General features: G+C 65.0%; 14 protein-coding genes and 1 rRNA gene. 11 read left to right on the top strand and 4 right to left on the bottom strand.

Annotation, left to right across the window (positions count from 1 at the left end; translation table 11 throughout):
* Nucleotides 1-9 precede the first annotated feature (9 nt).
* A complete protein-coding gene (locus tag LQV39_RS04825; protein WP_230020671.1) occupies nucleotides 10-2199 on the bottom strand; it encodes a TonB-dependent siderophore receptor in 2190 nt (729 codons plus the stop codon).
* 93 nt (nucleotides 2200-2292) lie between these two features.
* Between LQV39_RS04825 and LQV39_RS04820 the strand changes: the two genes are divergently transcribed.
* The 5 genes from LQV39_RS04820 to LQV39_RS04800 all read left to right on the top strand — a co-directional run bounded on the left by LQV39_RS04820 (nucleotide 2293) and on the right by LQV39_RS04800 (nucleotide 6686).
* The gene (locus tag LQV39_RS04820; RefSeq protein WP_230020665.1) at nucleotides 2293-3474 is read left to right on the top strand and encodes a PepSY domain-containing protein; all 1182 of its coding nucleotides are present in this window, start codon (nucleotides 2293-2295) and stop codon (nucleotides 3472-3474) included.
* A 23-nt stretch (nucleotides 3475-3497) separates the two neighbouring features.
* On the top strand, nucleotides 3498-3650 hold the full coding sequence (locus LQV39_RS04815) for a hypothetical protein (protein ID WP_230020664.1): 153 nt from the start codon (nucleotides 3498-3500) through the stop codon (nucleotides 3648-3650).
* A 92-nt stretch (nucleotides 3651-3742) separates the two neighbouring features.
* Nucleotides 3743-4426, top strand: a complete 684-nt coding sequence (gene lepB, locus LQV39_RS04810) for a signal peptidase I (protein WP_230020658.1) — start codon at nucleotides 3743-3745, stop codon at nucleotides 4424-4426.
* A 44-nt stretch (nucleotides 4427-4470) separates the two neighbouring features.
* On the top strand, nucleotides 4471-5667 hold the full coding sequence (locus tag LQV39_RS04805) for a multidrug effflux MFS transporter (RefSeq protein ID WP_230020656.1): 1197 nt from the start codon (nucleotides 4471-4473) through the stop codon (nucleotides 5665-5667).
* A gap of 56 nt (nucleotides 5668-5723) precedes the next feature.
* On the top strand, nucleotides 5724-6686 hold the full coding sequence (locus LQV39_RS04800; protein ID WP_230020653.1) for an amidohydrolase family protein: 963 nt from the start codon (nucleotides 5724-5726) through the stop codon (nucleotides 6684-6686).
* A gap of 18 nt (nucleotides 6687-6704) precedes the next feature.
* Here LQV39_RS04800 and LQV39_RS04795 read toward each other — a convergent pair whose 3' ends face one another.
* Both LQV39_RS04795 and smpB read right to left on the bottom strand, forming a co-directional pair.
* Nucleotides 6705-10835, bottom strand: a complete 4131-nt coding sequence (locus LQV39_RS04795; RefSeq protein WP_230020650.1) for a CheR family methyltransferase — start codon at nucleotides 10833-10835, stop codon at nucleotides 6705-6707.
* A 108-nt stretch (nucleotides 10836-10943) separates the two neighbouring features.
* The gene (gene smpB / locus LQV39_RS04790; RefSeq protein WP_230020645.1) at nucleotides 10944-11393 is read right to left on the bottom strand and encodes an SsrA-binding protein SmpB; all 450 of its coding nucleotides are present in this window, start codon (nucleotides 11391-11393) and stop codon (nucleotides 10944-10946) included.
* 67 nt (nucleotides 11394-11460) lie between these two features.
* On the opposite strand from smpB, the gene LQV39_RS04785 reads away from it, so the two are divergent.
* The gene (locus LQV39_RS04785) at nucleotides 11461-11895 is read left to right on the top strand and encodes a type II toxin-antitoxin system RatA family toxin (RefSeq protein WP_230020644.1); all 435 of its coding nucleotides are present in this window, start codon (nucleotides 11461-11463) and stop codon (nucleotides 11893-11895) included.
* The gene (locus tag LQV39_RS04780; RefSeq protein ID WP_230020642.1) at nucleotides 11885-12178 is read left to right on the top strand and encodes an RnfH family protein; all 294 of its coding nucleotides are present in this window, start codon (nucleotides 11885-11887) and stop codon (nucleotides 12176-12178) included. The genes LQV39_RS04785 and LQV39_RS04780 overlap by 11 nt, the downstream gene beginning before the upstream one ends.
* Before the next feature lie 35 nt (nucleotides 12179-12213).
* Here LQV39_RS04780 and LQV39_RS04775 read toward each other — a convergent pair whose 3' ends face one another.
* Nucleotides 12214-12714 (bottom strand): DUF4124 domain-containing protein, encoded by a 501-nt coding sequence (locus LQV39_RS04775; RefSeq protein WP_230020638.1) that lies wholly within the window; start codon nucleotides 12712-12714, stop codon nucleotides 12214-12216.
* Nucleotides 12715-12891: 177 nt separating this feature from the next.
* Here LQV39_RS04775 and guaB point away from each other — a divergent pair, with 177 nt between their 5' ends.
* The 4 genes from guaB to LQV39_RS04755 all read left to right on the top strand — a co-directional run.
* The gene (guaB, locus tag LQV39_RS04770) at nucleotides 12892-14352 is read left to right on the top strand and encodes an IMP dehydrogenase (RefSeq protein WP_230020634.1); all 1461 of its coding nucleotides are present in this window, start codon (nucleotides 12892-12894) and stop codon (nucleotides 14350-14352) included.
* A gap of 81 nt (nucleotides 14353-14433) precedes the next feature.
* A complete protein-coding gene (gene guaA, locus LQV39_RS04765) occupies nucleotides 14434-16044 on the top strand; it encodes a glutamine-hydrolyzing GMP synthase (protein ID WP_230020632.1) in 1611 nt (536 codons plus the stop codon).
* 82 nt (nucleotides 16045-16126) lie between these two features.
* Nucleotides 16127-16729, top strand: coding sequence for a hypothetical protein (locus LQV39_RS04760; RefSeq protein WP_230020626.1), 603 nt, complete (start codon nucleotides 16127-16129; stop codon nucleotides 16727-16729).
* A 456-nt stretch (nucleotides 16730-17185) separates the two neighbouring features.
* Nucleotides 17186-17303: ribosomal RNA gene (locus LQV39_RS04755) — 16S ribosomal RNA — on the top strand; the annotation flags it as partial.

Here is a 17303-nt window from a genome sequence, read left to right as displayed (position 1 = left end):
GCAAACCGATCAGAAGTCGACGGTTGCCGACACCGTGAAGGTGCGCGGCGCGCCCAGCACCAGGTAGCCGGCGCCCGGATAGCCGCCCGCCGAGGCCCAGTAATTGCGGTCGAAGGCGTTGTCGACGCGCGCGCGCAGGGTCACGTCGCGTTCCATGATGCGGGTGAGGTAGTTCGCGCCCAGGTCGAAGCGGCTCCAGGACGGCAACTGCTGGGTGTTGGCGGCGTCCGCGTACTGTTTGGCGGTATAGACGGCGCGCGCGTTCAGCGACAGGCCCGGCACCGCGGCGATGTCCCATTCGCCGCCCAGGTTGAGCTGGGTCTTCGGCACGCCGATGGCGTCCTTGCCCTCGTTCAGGCCGCCGGCGGTGCGGCGCTGCTCGGCGTCCAGCAGGGTCAGGCCGCCCAGCACGCGCAGGCCCTTGGCCGGCATGCCGAACACCGAGAGTTCCAGGCCGCGGTTGCGCTGTTCGCCGAAGATGCCGAAGACGCCGTTCTCGATGCCGCCCAGCGGCTGCGAGGTCGTGAAGAGGGCGGCGCTCATGCCGAGCTTGCCGCTGTCGTATTTCGCGCCGACTTCCTTCTGGCGCGAGGTGTAGGGCGCGAACACCTGTCCCTGGTTGACCGGCACCGGGAAGCCCGAGGCGGTCGGGCCCTGCTGCAGGGCTTCGGCATAGTTCGCGTACAGCGACAGGTTCTTCATCGGCTTGTAGACGATGCCGGCCAGCGGGGTGTTGGCGCTTTCGTCGTAGCCGGCGTTCTGCAGGCCGCTGCCGTAGTCGTAGCTGTAGTCCTTGATGCGCTGATGGCGCAGGCCGACGGTTACGGTCAGCGCATCGTCCAGCAGGGACATCGAATCGGCCACGGCATAGCTGCCGAGGATGGACTTGTGGGTCAGCAGCGGATGCGCCATGTCGCCGCCGGTGAAGAAGGTGGGCGAGGGCGCCGCCACGTCGACCGGGCGGTACAGGTTGGTCGACCAGCCGGCGAAGTCGCTCATGCCGTAGGCGTTGAAGGATTGCAGTTCGAAGGCCGAGGCGCTGGCGGATAGCGTGTGCCTGACCGGGCCGGTCACAAGTTGGCCGCGCACGCCGATCTCGCCGGTTTGGTTGCGGTCGTTGCGCTGGTTGTCGAAGCGGCCCATGTTCAGGCCGCCGTTGTTGTCGGTGGTGGTGGTCGTGGTCAGCGCATTGAATTCGCTGCCGGTGCGGGCGCCGAAGGCGGCCCAGGCCACCGCGTTCGGGGCCAGGTCGATCTCGCCGCGCAGGGTGCCGAAGGTGTCGCGCTCGAGCGAGCGGGTCCAGGGCTGGGCGAAATTGTGGCTGGCGTCCGGGGCGGAAGGCACGCGCAGGCCGGCGCCGACCGTCACGCTGGGGCGGGCGTTGTCCAGCGTGTGCTCCTGGAAGCCGACGTCGGCCGACAGGCGGTAGTTGCGGCCGCGGTAGTCGAGGCCGACGGCCAGCACGTTCAGTTCGCGCGATTCGCGGTCGACGGAAGTGTCGCCCTGGCGGTGCACGGCGTTCACGCGAATGCCGGCGCGGTCGCCTTCGCCGAAGCGGCGCGCGACGTCGAAGGCGCCGACTGCCTGGCCGCCCGACTCGATGCCCAGGGTCACCTGGTTCAGCGGGTGGTTGGGCGCGCGCTTGGGCACCAGGTTGACGGCGCCGCCGATGCCGCCGCCGCCGGGCGCGGCGCCGTTGATGAAGCTGTTCGCGCCGCGGAAGATCTCGACACGCTCGAGCAGTTCGGAAGCCACGAACTGGCGCGGCAGCAGGCCGTAGAGGCCGTTATAGGCCATGTCGTCGGAATTCACGGCGAAGCCGCGGATCACGTACAGCTCCTGGAAGTTGCCGAAACCGCGCGCCACGCGCACCGACGGATCGTTCTGGACCACGTCGGCCACGCTGCGCGCCTGCTGGTCCTGGATCAGGGCCTGGGTGTAGTTGGTGGCGTTGAAGGGCGCATCCATGATGTCGGCATTGCCCAGCAGGCCGAGACGTCCGCCGCGCGCGACCTGGCCGCCGGCATAGGCGGACGACAGGCCCTGGGCCGAGGCATCGGCCGAGGCGCTGACCACGACCGTGGCGATGCCCGGCTGTTCAGCCTGGACAGGCTGGGGTGTTTGCGCTTCCTGGGCCTGGGCAATCGATGCGGCGAGGAACAGGGCGGCGGTGGCGAGCGGAGTCAGTTTGCAGTGCATGGCGTGTTTTTTTTCTTGAGCGGTGATGAGAATGGTTCTCATTATAACCAGCAAGCTTGATTCCGTAAATGAGAACTATTATTATCTAGCCCCATGTCCCCTGTTTCCCTCCGCCGCTGGTCCTGGATCCACAAATGGAGCAGCCTCGTCTGCACCGTCTTCATGCTGCTGCTCTGCCTGACCGGCCTGCCGCTCATCTATAAGCACGAGATCGGCCACCTGCTGGGCAACGAGGTCGAGCCGCCGGTGCTGACAGGCCTGCAGGCGGGGGCGACGCCGCCGCGCGCCAGCCTGGACAGCGTGGTCGCCGCCGGCCAGGCGCGCTATCCCGGCAAGCGCATGATGTACATGTCGCAGGAGGCGGACCAGCCGGCCCTGTGGTTCCTGACCATGGGCGCGAACCCGACCGACCCGAACTTCGTCTCGATCGCCATCGACGCCCGCACCGCGCAATACGTGGCCGAGCCGCCGATCGAGGGCGGCAAGGTGATGGCCTTCCTGTTTCACCTGCACGTCGACCTGTTCGCCGGCGTGGCGGGCAAGCTCTTCCTCGGCTTCATGGGTCTCCTGCTGCTGGTGGCGATCGTCTCCGGCGTGGTCCTGTACGCGCCATTCATGCGCAAGCTTGAATTCGGCGACGTCCGCCACGGCCGCACCCCGCGCCTGAAATGGCTGGATATGCACAACCTGCTCGGCATCGTGACCCTGGTCTGGACCCTGGTGGTGGGTGCGACCGGCGTCGTCAACACACTGGCCGACGTGCTGCTGCAGTACTGGCAGGCGACCGAGATCGCGGCCATGGTCAAGCCCTACGAGGGCCAACCCCCGCCGACCGTGCTGGCTTCGATGGAGCAGTCGGTGGCGCGCGCGCAGGCCCTGCAGCCGGGAATGAAGGTCGGCTTCATCGCCTTCCCGGGCACGCCTTTCGCGAGTTCGCACCATTACGGCGTCTACATGCACGGCGACCAGGCGCTGACCGCCAGGCTGTACAAGCCGGTGCTGGTCGATGCCGGCACGGGTCAGGTGACCGACCAGCGCACGCTGCCCTGGTACCTGAGCACCTTGCTGCTGTCGCAGCCGCTGCACTTCGGCGACTACGGCGGGCAGGGGATGAAGTTCCTGTGGGCGCTGCTGGACCTGGCGACCATCGTGGTGCTGGGCAGCGGCTTGTATCTGTGGCTGAAGCGCGGGCGGGCCGCGGCGAAGGCCGGCGCGAAAGCGGCCGCCAGGCCGGCGCGGCAGCCGGCGCTGGTACGCGAAGGGGAGCCCCGATGACGGGTTTTCGTTCGCTGTGGGGGATGCCAATTTTGCTTGGGGTGCTGACTGCAGTCGGGCTGGTGGCGGGGCTGCTGGGGGATGGCTGGTGGGATATGGTCTCCGTGATCGGGCTCGGCGTGCCGGTAGCAGTCGGCGCGTGGCACATGTTCAAGCCGGCGCGTTCGCCCCATTGAGACCATACATACACCTGCTTTAATTTTCTATTAAGCATCTGCACATCAATACCGCGTATAAACCGGAATACAAACAACCGAGGAGTCCCGCCGTGAAGAACTTCGTCCGCAACAACAAAGGCTTTCTGGCCTTCCTGGTCCTGTTCGGCGTGTTCCGCACCGCGGTGGCGGACTGGAATCCGATTCCCTCGGCCTCGATGCACCCGAACCTGCTGGAAGGCGACGTGGTGCTGGTGAACCGCATGGCCTTCGACCTCAAGGTGCCGCTGACCGACATGGTGCTGGCGCGCATGGGCGAGCCGGCGCGCGGCGACATCGTCACCTTCCGCTCGCCCAAGGACGGCACGCTGCTGATCAAGCGCCTGGTGGCGCTGCCCGGCGACACCGTCGAGATGCGCAACGAGCGCCTCTACATCAACGGCAAGGGCGCCAACTACGACATGGTGGCGGAATCGCTGGACTCGATCCAGGGCGCGACCCTGCGCGCGCTGCAGCTGTCGGAATCGATCGAAGGCGGCAAGGGCCAGCGCCGCCACATCCAGGTGCTGCCGGACGTGGTGGCGCCGCGCACCTTCGGCCCGCTGCGTGTGCCGAGCGGCGAATACCTGATGCTGGGCGATAACCGCGACAACAGCGCCGACTCGCGCGTGATCGGCCTGGTGCCGCGCAAGCTCCTGATCGGCCGCGCCGAGCGCGTGCTGGTCTCGGCCGACTACCAGGGCAACTGGATGCCGCGCACCGAGCGTTTCGGCATGTCGCTTTATCGGACGAACTGAAACACCGTACAATCTCGCCTTTCGAGTAATGGAAGGCGAAGTAGATGCAAAGACTGTTGACGGTGATCCTGGCCTGCCTGGGTATGGTGGGTGCGCTGGCGATCGATACTTATCTGCCTTCCATTCCCGCGATCGGGCGCGCCTTCGAGGTCGGCCCGGTCGCCGTGCAGCAGACCCTGAGCGTGTTCCTGTTCACGTTCGCGTTCATGATGCTGTTCCACGGGACCCTCTCCGATTCCTTCGGCCGCCGCGCGGTGATCCTCATCGCGCTGGGCATCTACACCCTCGGCTCGGTCGGCGCCGCGCTGGCGCCCAGCTTCGGCTGGCTGCTGGCCTTCCGTGCGATGCAGGGCCTGGCGGCGGGCGCCGGTTCCGTCATCGGCCAGGCCATCGTCCAGGACCGCTTCAGCGGTGCCCAGGCCCAGAAGATGATGTCCCACATCATGATGGTGTTCGGCCTGGCGCCGGCCATCGCGCCGGTGCTGGGCGGCTGGCTCCACGTCCACTTCGGCTGGCGCGCCACCTTCTGGTTCCTGGCCCTGTTCGGCGCGCTGATGCTGCTGGTCTGCTGGCGCCTGCTGCCAGAAAGCCTGCCGCGCGAGAAGCGCCACGCCTTCCACGGCCTCGCCATCGCGCGCAACTACCTGAAGGTGCTGGGTCATCCGCAGTTCCTGCTGCTGTCGCTGTCGGTGGGCCTGGCCTTCGGCGGCCTGTCGCTGTACATCGGCTCGGCGGCCAACTTCGTCATGGAGATCCTGCACCTGCCGGAGACCGCCTTCGGCTGGATGTTCATCCCCCTGATCAGCGGCATGGTGATCGGCTCGGCCTGGGGCGGCAAGCGCGCCGCGACCCACGCGCCGGCGGCCATGCGCGCGATCGGCTTCGGCCTGATGGCGCTGGCCTGCGTGCTGAACGTCGGCTACACCGCCTGGGCCGGCAATACCGTGGCCATTCCCTGGGCCGTGCTGCCGCTGATGGTTTACACCTTCGGCCTGGCGGTCGCCATGCCGGCGATCCAGGTGGCGGCGCTGAGCCTGTTCCCGGAAAACCGCGGCCTGGCGGCGTCGATGCTGGCTTTCATCCAGATGATGTCCTTCGCGCTGGTGTCGGGACTGGTCGCGCCCATCCTGTTCGACAGTGCCTTCAAACTGGCCTGCGGGGTGGCGGTCGGCCTCGCCGCGAGCTATGCGGCGGCGCGCCTGGCGGGCCTCGTTGCGCGGGACGTGCATATCCAAAAATGATAGGCAGGCGAAGGCGCCGGCGCTAGACTGGAATGATAAAAATTCCGGAGACCGACATGCCCAGGCTTGCCCGCAGCCTCGTTTTCACAGTATCGCTACTCGCCGCCGCAGCCCACGCGCAAACGCCGGCCGGCGACTTCCACCAGCACGTCTTCAGCAAGGAAGACGTCGCGCTCGCTGGTCCGCAGTCCGGCCTGCAGCCGCTGGATGCGAAGGATGTGGTCGCGCTGCTCGACGCGGCAGGCATCCGCAAGGCGACCCTGCTGTCGCTCGCTTTCTGGTACGGCAAGCCGGGCCGCGCGCTCGAGGATGAACTCGCCCAGGTGCGCCGCGAGAACGACTGGACCGCGGCCCAGGCCGCGCGCTACCCGGACCGCCTGGTCGCCTTCTGCAGCTTCAATCCGCTGAAGGACTACGCGCTGCAGGAACTGAAACGCTGCGCAGCCACGCCCGGCCTCGCACGCGGCATCAAGCTCCATTTCGGGAATTCGGACATCCAGCTCGACGATCCGGCCCACGTCGCGCGCCTGCGCGAGGTCTTCGCCGCCGCCAATGCGGCGAAGATGGCGATCGTGGTCCACATGCGCGCCAGCATCAGCAAGGGCCGGCCCTACGGCGCGTCCCAGGCAAGGATCTTCATCGAACAGGTCTTGCCGGCGGCGCCGGACGTGACGGTGCAGGTGGCGCACTTCGGCGGCACCGGCCCGGGTTACGAAGATCCGCCTTCGCGCGAGGCGATGGCCGCGATGGCGGCCGCCGTGGCGCGCAAGGACCCGCATACCCGCAATCTGTATTTCGACGTCGCCTCCATCGTCGACCGCGACATCGAGCCGGAACTGGCGAAGCTGGTGGCGGACACCATCCGCCAGGTGGGAACGGAGAAGGTGCTGTACGGGACCGATTCGGCGCAGGGCGGCAACCTGCGCCCGCGCGAATCCTGGGCCGCCTTCCGCAAGCTGCCGCTCACGGAAGCCGAATTCGCCCGGATCGCCGGCAACGTGCCGCCTTACTTTCGCTGAAGCGGCGGTCCAGGCCTGCTACTGGGCCGAGCGCCGGCGCAGCAGCCCCGGAATGATGTCCAGCAGCCGGTCCACCGATAGCGGCTTGCCGAGGTGGGCCGAGAAGCCGGCGTCGCGCGCCATCGCGATGTCCTGCTCGCGCGCCAGGCCGGTCACGGCCACCGCCGGCAGGGTGGCGTAGCGCGGCAGCCGCCGCACTTCGCGCAGCAGCGCGTAGCCATCCATCTCGGGCATCGAGATGTCCGAGATCAGCAGGTCGATCTCTTCGCGCCCCAGGATCTCGAGCGCCTGCCGGGCGCTGGTCGCCACCCTCACGTCGGCGCCGTAGATATCGAGCAGGGACTTCATCACCAGCACGGCGTCTTCGACGTCGTCGACCAGCAGGATGCGCAGGCCGTGGATGTCGAGCGGCGCTTCGCCGCCCGCGCCATCCGCGTCCTTCCTGCCCTGTTCCAGCAGCGGCAGCCAGACCGAGAAGCAGGAGCCCTTGCCGATGCCGGCCGAGGCCACGGAAATGCGGCCGCCGTGCAGGTGGACCAGGTCGCGCACCAGCGCCAGGCCGATGCCGAGGCCGCCCTTGGCGCGGGTGGTGACGGAATTCGGCTGCCCGAACATTTCGAACACCTTGCCCAGCGCACTCGGGGCGATGCCCTGGCCGCTGTCGATCACGTCCACGCGCAGGGCGCCGTCTTCGTGCTCGAGCCGGAGCTCGATGGTGCCGCCCTGGGGCGTGAACTTGATCGCGTTGCTCAGCAGGTTCATGACGATCTGCTCGAAGCGCACGGCATCGGCCATCACCGTCAAACCGTCTTCCAGGCCATAGGCTTCGACCAGCAGGCCGCGGGTGGACGGATCGGCGCGCGCGACGTCGATGATGGCGCCGATCACCTTGCCGGCGTCGACCGGCGCCACCGTCAGCGCCAGCTTGCCGGTGCGGATGCGCGACAGGTCGAGCAGGTCTTCGATGATCTTGGCCTGGCTGCCGACCGAGGTGCGGATCGCCTCGGTGCAGCGCAGCGCGTGCGGCGAGACGCGCACTTCGGGAATGCGCGACAGCAGCTCGGCGTTAATGCTGATCATGTTGAGCGGCTGGCGCAGTTCGTGCGACATGATGGCCAGGAACTGGTCCTTCATTGCCGCCGCATGTTCGGCGCCGGAGCGTTCCTGCTGCTCGTGGCTGAGGGCTTCGTCGCGCTCGCTGGTCTGGCGCAGGCGTTCGGTGTCGTCGCGCGCGATCTTGGCGTAGCCGTATTCGGCCGCCGGACCGAGCGGGTTGGTCACGCCGCTGGCGTAGAAGCGGCTGCCATTCTTGCGCAGGTGCCAGCGCTCGTCCTCGGCGCGGCCTTCCTCGCGGGCGCGGCGCATCTCTTCCTCGCGTGCGCCGCGTTCGCGGTCTTCGGGAATGAACAGGGCCTCGAGGGTCTGGCCCAGCATCTCAGCCTCGGTGTAGCCGAACAGGCGCTCGGCGCCCTTGTTCCAGCTGGTGGCGCGGCCCCCGGCATCCATCGTGACGATGGCGTAGTCGTCGGTGCTCTCGGCCACCATGCGCATGCGCGCCTCGTTCACCCGCGCCAGCTCTTCCGCCGCGCGGCGCGCCGTGATGTCGAAGAAGGTCAGGACCGCGCCTTCGATCCGGTCCTCGGTGGTACGGTAGGGCAGCAGGCGCACGATGAACCAGCGGCCGTCGTCGCTGCGGACTTCGCGCTCGACCGGGCGCACGGTCTCGAAGGTGGCGTTGACGTCGTCGGCAAGCCCGTCGTAATCGAGGCGGTGGGTGAGGTCCAGCAGCGAGCGTCCGATGTCGGAGGCGATGATGCTGAAGATGTCGGTCGCGCGCGGCGTGAAGCGCTTGATGCGCAGGCCGCTGTCGACGAACACGGTGGCGATATCGGTCGAGGCGATCAGGTTGTTCAGGTCGTCGTTGGCCTTGCCGGTCTCCTCGACCTTCACCTTCAGCTCGTAGTTGACGGTGATGAGCTCTTCGTTCAGCGACTGCAGCTCTTCCTTGCTGGTTTCGAGTTCCTCGGTGGCCGAACGGAGCTCCTCGTTGATCGCCTGCAGCTCCTCGTTGGAGGCGCGCAGTTCCTCGGTCGAGATCTCGGAATGCTCGATGGTCTCCTGCAAGTGCTCCTTGGTGCGCTGCAGCTCGTTCTCGAGCTGGGTCAGGACCATGTCGTCGCACGCCGCGCCGCTCGGCGCCGAGGCGGCTTCCGGCGGCGTCTCGTCGAACAGCACCAGCACGAAATCCTCGGCGCTCTCGTCGTCGCGGAAGGGGCGGACCTTCAAGGCGATACTGGCTTGGCGTTCATGTAGCTGGACCGGGATCGCCCGGCACTCGACGCTGGCGTCGCGGTGCAGTGCCTGGTACAGCGCGCTGCGCAGTTCCAGCCGCAGCTCCGGCAGCACCAGGGCCAGCATGTTGCGCGAGGGCTCGCCGCCGCCCATGCGCAGGAACTGGCCGGCCTGCTGCGACATGTGGACGATGTTGGAATCCTTGTCCAGCACCACCGAGGGCGGCGCCGCCAGCGCCAGCGCGCGCTGGTGCACGTCGGCATAGGAGAACTGGCGCCGCGGCGGCGGGCGCTGGATCGATTCGGGCAGGCGATTCGCCTGGCTCGGCAGCTGGGCGCCCGAGCCCATCGTGCGCGAGGTCGGGCGTGCGCGGTAGATGCGGTTCTTCTTGTCGACCGGGATGAAAAAGTCGGACAGCGATTCCGCCGACTCCGAGCCGCCCAGGAACAGGTAGCCGCCCGGCTTGAGCGCGAAGTGGAACATCTCCAGCACCCGGGCCTGGACTTCGCGGTTCAGGTAGATCAGCAGATTGCGGCAGGAGACCAGGTCGAGCCGCGAGAAGGGCGGATCGCGCAGCACATTGTGCGAGGCGAACAGGATGCGGTCGCGGATGTTCTTCTTGATGTGGTAGCGGTCGTCGTCCTTGGTGAAGTGATGGCGCAGGCGCGAGGGCGCGACGTCGGTGACGATCGAGGCCGGATAGTCGCCGCTCCTGGCCTGGGCGATGGCGCCGTTGTCGATGTCGGACGCGAACACCTGGTAGGGCGGGGGCTCGGCCATGTCGGCGGCGTGGTCGGCCAGCAGCATCGCCAGCGAATAGGCTTCCTCGCCGGTGGAGCAGGCCGCAACCCAGACCCTGACCTCGTCGGTCGGCGCCTTGTCCTTGAACAGTTCGGGGATGATCTCGCGCTCGACCCCCTCGAAGGCTTCGCGGTCGCGGAAGAAGTTGGTCACCCCGATCAGCATGTCGTCGAGCAGCGCGTTGCATTCGCGCGCATCGGCCTCCAGCACGCTGCGGTAGGCCGGCAGCGTGTGCACGCCGCGTACCTGCATGCGGCGCTCGATCCGGCGCAGCACGGTGGCGCGCTTGTACTGCTTGAAGTCGTGGCCGGTGCGGTTCAGCAGCAGGGTGATCACGCGCTGCAGCGCTTCCTCGGCCAGTTCGACGGTCTCGGCCACGTGCGCGACCTGGGCTTCGCCGTCGCCGGTGGGCGGCATCTCGATGGTGCGCGCGTTTTCCCACAGCTCGATCAGCTTCTGCGGCATGTCGGTAACGGGCAGCACGAAGTCGATCGTGCCGGTGCGGATCGCCGCATCCGGCATGCCTTCGTGCTCGGCGTCGCCGGGCGACTGCGCCAGCGTGAGGCCGCCTTCTTCCTTGATGCGTGTGATGCCGACCGAACCGTCGCTGCCGGTGCCGGACAGGACGATCGCGACCGCGCGTTCGCGGTGCACCTCGGCCAGGGTGCGGAAGAAGATGTCGATCGCGATGTGGGTCCCGCGCGGCCGGTCCAGGTCCATCAGGCCGAGATAGCTGTCGACCATCTTCAGATGGCGGTTGGGCGGAATCACATACACATGGTCCGGCTGGATCTGGACCGGATCCATCACCTGCACCACCGGCATGCGCGTGACACGCTGCAGCACGTGGTCCGCCGAGCTCTTGTGCTTGGGCGAGAGGTGCAGGATGACCACGAAGGCCATGCCGGTATGCTGCGGCATGTTTTCGAAGAAGCGCAGCAGGGCCGGCAGGCCGCCGGCGGAAGCGCCTATCCCGACCACCGGGAATTCGATCGTGCTCGGCAGGATGCCTGGCTCGGTGGGAGGGGTGCTGGGCGCGTTGGCTGAATCGTGCATGCGCGGCATGATCTTGGCGAAGGAGTCGGACCGCCAGTGTATTGCACGCCTCCGGCTAAGGCCAGAAAAAGTTGCGTCTATTGCACGGCTGAGGACGGAAGCGACGCTTCAGCGCCGGTTGGTCTTCATCGCCTTTTCGACTTCGCGCTTGGCGTCGCGGTCGCGCTCGGTGTCGCGCTTGTCGTGCTGCTTCTTGCCCTTGGCCAGGCCGACTTCGCATTTCACGCGGCCGCCCTTGAAGTGCAGGTTCAGCGGCACCAGGGTATAGCCGGAGCGCTCGACCTTGCCGACCAGCTTGTCGATCTCGGCCTTGTGCAGCAGCAGCTTGCGGGTGCGCAGGGCTTCCGGATGGCTCCAGGCGGAGGTTGCCGTCAGGGCGCTGATGTGGGCGCCGAACAGGTAGAGTTCGCCATTGCGGACGACCACGTAGGCTTCCTTGATCTGGACACGGCCTTCGCGGATCGCCTTGATTTCCCAGCCCTGCAGGACCAGGCCGGCCTCGTAGCGGTCCTCGATGAAGTAGTCGAAAAAGGCTTTCTTATTATCAATAATACTCATGAAATAGCTAAAATGCGCGTGTCGGTTAAACTACTGTTAATCCAACATCATAACAAACGGCTGACAAATGGCAGTAGTGCACAAATCAGTTTTCTTGGGCTATAGCGCCGAGCAAATGTTCGACCTCGTGGCGAAGGTCGAGGATTATCCAAAATTCCTTCCCTGGTGCAATGGGGTGAAGATCATCGAGCAGACCGAGGAGAACCTGACGGCCTCCCTGCAGATCAACTTCCATGGCGTGAAGCAGAGCTTTACCACCGCCAACCACAACCAGCGCCCGACCCAGATGAAGATGCATCTGGTGGACGGTCCCTTCAAGATGCTCGAAGCGACCTGGGCCTTCAAGTCCCTGCGCGCCGACGCCTGCAAGATCGACTTCGACATGCAGTACGAGTTCTCCAGCGTCATCCTGGAACAGATCGTCGGACCGGTGTTCGGCATGATCGCCAACACCATGGTCGACTCCTTCTGCAAGCGCGCCGAGCAGGTGTATGGTGTCTGAGGCGGCCGAGGTCCAGGTCTATGTGGTCTACGCCACGCCGCAGGACGAGTTCATCCATCCGATGCGCGTGCCGCCCGGCACCACCATCGGCCAGGCCATCGAAGGCAGCGGCGTGCTGGCGCGTTACCCGGACATCAACCTGGTGACCCAGCCGGTTGGCATCTACGGCAAGAAGAAGACGCTGGACACGGTTCTGCGCGAGCGCGACCGCATCGAAATCTACCGCGCGCTGGTGGCGGACCCCAAGGACTCAAGGCGCAGGCGCGCCGCAAAAAAAGGATAGGGTGGGTACTCCGTGCCCACGCGCCGGCTGAATCCCTAACCAGGCACGCAGCCCGCCAGAACCGCGCGCAGCCTGAGCATCTCGCGCTGCCGATTTTCCAGCTCAGGCAGCTGGTCGCGCTCGCCCTTGTTATTCCAGCGTTGAAAGCGCGCAGTCTCCAGCTGCTCGAGTTTTCCCTGCGCCTCCCGCGCCCGCACGCACTGAATGTCGTGCGCCAATCGCCGCGTATCCCGCGCCGCCAGCTTTGCCTTTTCTTCTTCCCCGGTGCGCAATGCGCTGCGCCGCTTGTATTCCTCTTCGCGCTTTTTCCAATCCGGCGTCGCATCCGGCACTGCGGGCACGGCGGCCGGCAAGGGCGCCGCATCCATCCCGCGCGGCGTCTTCAAGATGCGCCCGGTCGGCGTGCCAGGCGGCGCCGGACGGTCCGAAAACACGCGCATGCCCTTGTCGTCGATCCAGCTGTACTGGGCGTGAGCGAGTAGCGAAGTCAAGGCAAGGGCGGCGGAGCACAGCAGGCGCACACATCGTGCATTCATCGTGTTTCCTTTTGTTATCACTGACCTGATTTCGCCATGATTCGCCGGCACTGTCAATTCGCGCAGAGGCTTCAAACGGCCGAGTGTCAAGCCGCTTTCCCGCTTTTTTGGGATGTTCGAAGAAGTTTTATTGGAGTTTCTGTATAATTCGCTTTTGCGCCTATAGGAAATAAAACTATGCGTCTTCTTCAGAAAGCACTCACGTTCGATGACGTGCTGCTCGTCCCGGCCTACTCCAACATCCTCCCGGCCAACACGTCCCTGCGTACCAAGCTGACCCGGAATATCTCGCTGAACATTCCGCTGCTGTCCGCCGCCATGGACACCGTTACCGAAGCCCGCCTCGCGATCGCGATGGCACAGGAGGGTGGCATCGGCATCATCCACAAGAACCTGCGTCCCGCCGACCAGGCTCGCGAAGTGGCGCGCGTCAAGCGTTTCGAAGCCGGTGTGCTGCGCGACCCGATCACGGTGCCGCCGACGATGAAGATCCGCGACGTGATCGCCCTCCAGCACCAGCATGGCTTCAGCGGCTTCCCGGTCGTCGAAGGCGCGCAGGTGGTGGGCATCATCACCAACCGCGACCTGCGTTTCGAGGAAGACCTGGAAGCGGAAGTGCGCACCAAGATGACCCCGCGCGAAAAGCTCGTGTACGTCACTGAAGAAGCGGACACCGACGAAGCCAAGCGCCTGATGAACAAGCACCGCCTGGAGCGCGTGCTGGTCGTGAACAGCGCCTTCGAACTGCGCGGCCTGATTACCGTGAAGGACATCCTGAAGTCGCACGAGCACCCGAACGCATCGAAGGATGCGCAGGGCAAGCTGATCGTGGGCGCGGCAGTGGGCGTAGGCGACAAGGACAAGGAACGCGTGGAACTGCTGGTGAAGGCCGGCGTGGACGTGCTGGTGGTCGACACCGCCCACGGCCACTCGCAGGGCATCCTCGACCGCGTCAAGTGGATCAAGGACACTTACCCGCAAGTCGACGTCATCGGCGGTAACATCGCCACCGCCGCCGCCGCGCGCGCACTGGTCGAAGCCGGCGCCGATGCGGTCAAGGTCGGCATCGGTCCGGGCTCGATCTGCACCACCCGTATCGTCGCCGGCGTCGGCGTGCCGCAGATCACCGCGATCTCGAACGTGGCCGAAGCGCTGGAAGGCACGGGCGTGCCCTGCATCGCCGACGGCGGCATCCGCTACTCGGGCGATATCTCGAAGGCGCTGGCCGCCGGCGCCCACACCGTCATGATGGGCTCGATGTTCGCCGGTACCGAAGAAGCGCCGGGCGAAGTGATCCTGTACCAGGGCCGCAGCTACAAGGGCTACCGCGGCATGGGCTCGCTGGGCGCGATGGCCGAAGGCTCGGCCGACCGCTACTTCCAGGAAGCCTCGAGCAAGGCCGAGAAGTTCGTCCCGGAAGGCATCGAAGGCCGCGTCGCCTACAAGGGCAGCGTGCTGGCCATCATCTACCAGCTGGTCGGCGGCGTGCGCCAGTCGATGGGCTACTGCGGTTGCGGCAGCATCGAAGAACTGCGCTCTAAGGCCGAATTCGTCGAGATCACCTCGGCCGGTATGCGTGAATCGCACGTGCACGACGTGCAGATCACCAAAGAAGCGCCGAACTACCGCTCCGAATAAAACAACGCGGCCTTGTCGGCCGCGTTTTTGTATCGACGTAGGGTGGGCGCCCCGTGCCCACCAATCACATCACAAGACTACATGCATTCCAAAATCCTCATTCTCGACTTCGGTTCCCAAGTTACCCAGCTGATCGCCCGCCGCGTGCGCGACGCCGGTGTGTTTTCGGAGGTTTATCCCTACGATATCGGAGATGACTTCGTCCGCAACTACGGCGCCTCCGGCGTGATCCTGTCGGGCAGCCATAACTCGACCCTCGAAGGCGACTCGCCGCGCGCGCCGCAGGCCGTGTTCGAACTCGGCGTGCCGGTGCTCGGCATCTGCTACGGCATGCAGACCATGGCGGCCCAGCTCGGCGGGAAGGTCGAAAACGGCAAGGTCCGCGAATTCGGCTACGCCGAGGTGCGCGCTCGCGGCCACACCAAGCTCCTGAACGGCATCAACGACTTCGTAACAAGCGAAGGCCACGGCATGCTGAAGGTCTGGATGAGCCACGGCGACAAGGTCCTGGAAATGCCAGAAGGCTTCAAGCTGATGGGCTCCACCGACAGCTGCCCGGTGGCCGCCATGGCCGACGAAGAGCGCCGCTTCTACGCGCTGCAGTTCCACCCGGAAGTCACCCACACGACCCAGGGCGAAGCCATCATCGGCCGCTTCGTGCACGAGATCTGCGGCTGCAAGAGCGACTGGAACATGCCGGACTACATCGGCGAAGCAGTCGAGAAGATCCGCGCCCAGGTCGGCAGCGATGAAGTCATCCTCGGCCTGTCCGGCGGCGTCGACTCCAGCGTGGCCGCGGCCCTGATCCACCGCGCCATCGGCGACCAGCTGACCTGCGTCTTCGTCGACCACGGCCTGCTGCGCAAGGACGAGGGCAAGATGGTGATGGACATGTTCTCGAAAAACCTGGGCGTCAAGGTGCTGCGCATCGACGCCACGGACCAGTTCATGGGCCACCTGGCCGGCGTGACCGATCCGGAGCAGAAGCGCAAGATCATCGGCCGCGAGTTCGTCGAAGTGTTCCAGGTCGAAGCGGGCAAGCTGACCAACGCCAAGTGGCTGGCGCAGGGCACGATTTATCCGGACGTGATCGAGTCGGCAGGGAAGGGCAAGAAGGGGCAGACCATCAAGAGCCACCACAATGTGGGCGGCTTGCCGGAGACGCTCAATCTGAAGCTGCTCGAGCCCTTGCGTGAACTCTTTAAAGATGAGGTGCGCAAGCTGGGCGTCGCCCTGGGCCTGCCGCACGATATGGTGTATCGCCATCCGTTCCCGGGTCCGGGTCTGGGCGTGCGTATCCTGGGCGAAGTGAAGCGGGAGTATGCAGACCTGCTGCGCGAGGCGGATGCGATCTTCATCGAAGAGCTGCGCAATACGCCTTTCGTGGCGCCGATGGTGCCGGGTATCGATGCGGGCAAGGCGCCGCTGAACTGGTATGAGGCGACTTCGCAGGCGTTTGCTGTGTTCCTGCCGGTGAAATCGGTGGGCGTGATGGGGGATGGGCGCACTTACGAATATGTGGTGGCGCTGCGTGCCGTGCAGACTTTGGACTTCATGACGGCGCAGTGGGCGCATTTGCCGCACGATCTGCTGGGTCGGGTGTCGAACCGGATCATCAATGAGGTTCGGGGTTTGAACCGGGTTGTTTATGATATTTCCGGGAAGCCGCCGGCGACGATTGAGTGGGAGTGATGTTTCCTCTCCCGGGATTTGTTCGATAATCCTTTAAACCCGCTTCGGCGGGTTTTTGTTTGTTTTGAATAAGGGAGTTTTCATGTCAGGCAGTAAGGATGCGGCGGTCCTGTTCACGCTGACCGATATTGATGTCGGCTCCCGTCTGGTGGAGGCGCTTGTGCAGCACGCGAAGTCCACCGGCGGCAAGCCCATCGCCTACGAGGACCTGCTGACGATGGGGCGAAGCATGTACCCAAAAGATGCGACGCTGGGCCGCGAGGTGCCGGTCGGGATCGGCGTGAAGCTGGCGTTCGTCCGAGGCTTCTGCAAGGCCAGCGCTCTTCCCGACCTGGCCTGCCTGGCCGTGAACAAGGCGACCATGCGGCCGGGTCCGGGCTACAAGGGCGATTGGGAAGCCGAGAGGAGGGCAGTTGCCAGTTTCGATTGGTCGAGTGCCAACCCACGACTGGTCACGTACGCCGGCGAGATGCGGGCTGCCATACCAAAGAGGCTCAAGCCTCGCAAAGAACGTCCGGCGGACGTTGCCTGGTATGCCTATTTCTGCTCCCATCGGCCGGCATGCGCGCAAGTTGCGGAAGATGACAAGAAAGAGATCATCAATCTGCTGATGGCGGGTCTCGACCCGGAAACGGCGCTGCAGCGCGTTCTGGCTGCGAAAGCCGAGCTGGGCGAACTATCCTGACTCGATTGCAGCATTCGACAAGTTTCCACGCTCAGGTTCTTGCATGGAGTCGCCTGGTTTGCTATAGTGCGCGTCCTGCTTCTGCAGTGCACCAAAAGCTCAGTGAAATCAATTGCTTGAGTTGGCAACTTTTTAGAAGGTTGTGTGCACTGAAGAAAACGATGAGTTGACGAGTCAAGCGAAACACTGCATAATCTCACTTCTCTGCTGCTGACGAACAAAACGATTCGCAGAATGCAGCAAGGCAGTACCGAACACGGTTCTTTAACAATTAACAGTCGATAAGTGTGGGCGTTTGATGAAGTGCCAGCAGCTGCGTAAGTGGCTGCTGAATGCTTAAATTATCAAATGTTCACAAAAAGTATAACGTTGCTTCAGCAATGAAGTAACGGTCAGTATTTTGAGTGAGCGACCCTTGAGAAATCAAGGTGGCAGCAATGCCAACAAACAGAGATTAAACTGAAGAGTTTGATCCTGGCTCAGATTGAACGCTGGCGGCATGCTTTACACATGCAAGTCGAACGGCAGCGCGGGGCAACCTGGCGGCGAGTGGCGAACGGGTGAGTAATACATC

The organism is Massilia sp. Bi118, assembly GCF_918697865.1.
GTDB lineage: Bacteria > Pseudomonadota > Gammaproteobacteria > Burkholderiales > Burkholderiaceae_D > Telluria.
This window is presented reverse-complemented; position numbering and strand designations above follow the sequence as displayed.

What these genes read in the sequence shown, in the direction of transcription:
- LQV39_RS04825 (WP_230020671.1), bottom strand. Translation starts at nt 2,199, where the DNA reads ATGCACTGCAAACTGACTCCGCTCGCCACCGCCGCCCTGTTCCTCGCC.
- LQV39_RS04820 (WP_230020665.1), top strand. Translation starts at nt 2,293, where the DNA reads ATGTCCCCTGTTTCCCTCCGCCGCTGGTCCTGGATCCACAAATGGAGC.
- LQV39_RS04815 (WP_230020664.1), top strand. Translation starts at nt 3,498, where the DNA reads ATGCCAATTTTGCTTGGGGTGCTGACTGCAGTCGGGCTGGTGGCGGGG.
- LQV39_RS04805 (WP_230020656.1), top strand. Translation starts at nt 4,471, where the DNA reads ATGCAAAGACTGTTGACGGTGATCCTGGCCTGCCTGGGTATGGTGGGT.
- LQV39_RS04800 (WP_230020653.1), top strand. Translation starts at nt 5,724, where the DNA reads ATGCCCAGGCTTGCCCGCAGCCTCGTTTTCACAGTATCGCTACTCGCC.
- LQV39_RS04795 (WP_230020650.1), bottom strand. Translation starts at nt 10,835, where the DNA reads ATGCACGATTCAGCCAACGCGCCCAGCACCCCTCCCACCGAGCCAGGC.
- smpB (WP_230020645.1), bottom strand. Translation starts at nt 11,393, where the DNA reads ATGAGTATTATTGATAATAAGAAAGCCTTTTTCGACTACTTCATCGAG.
- LQV39_RS04785 (WP_230020644.1), top strand. Translation starts at nt 11,461, where the DNA reads ATGGCAGTAGTGCACAAATCAGTTTTCTTGGGCTATAGCGCCGAGCAA.
- LQV39_RS04780 (WP_230020642.1), top strand. Translation starts at nt 11,885, where the DNA reads ATGGTGTCTGAGGCGGCCGAGGTCCAGGTCTATGTGGTCTACGCCACG.
- LQV39_RS04775 (WP_230020638.1), bottom strand. Translation starts at nt 12,714, where the DNA reads ATGAATGCACGATGTGTGCGCCTGCTGTGCTCCGCCGCCCTTGCCTTG.
- guaB (WP_230020634.1), top strand. Translation starts at nt 12,892, where the DNA reads ATGCGTCTTCTTCAGAAAGCACTCACGTTCGATGACGTGCTGCTCGTC.
- guaA (WP_230020632.1), top strand. Translation starts at nt 14,434, where the DNA reads ATGCATTCCAAAATCCTCATTCTCGACTTCGGTTCCCAAGTTACCCAG.
- LQV39_RS04760 (WP_230020626.1), top strand. Translation starts at nt 16,127, where the DNA reads ATGTCAGGCAGTAAGGATGCGGCGGTCCTGTTCACGCTGACCGATATT.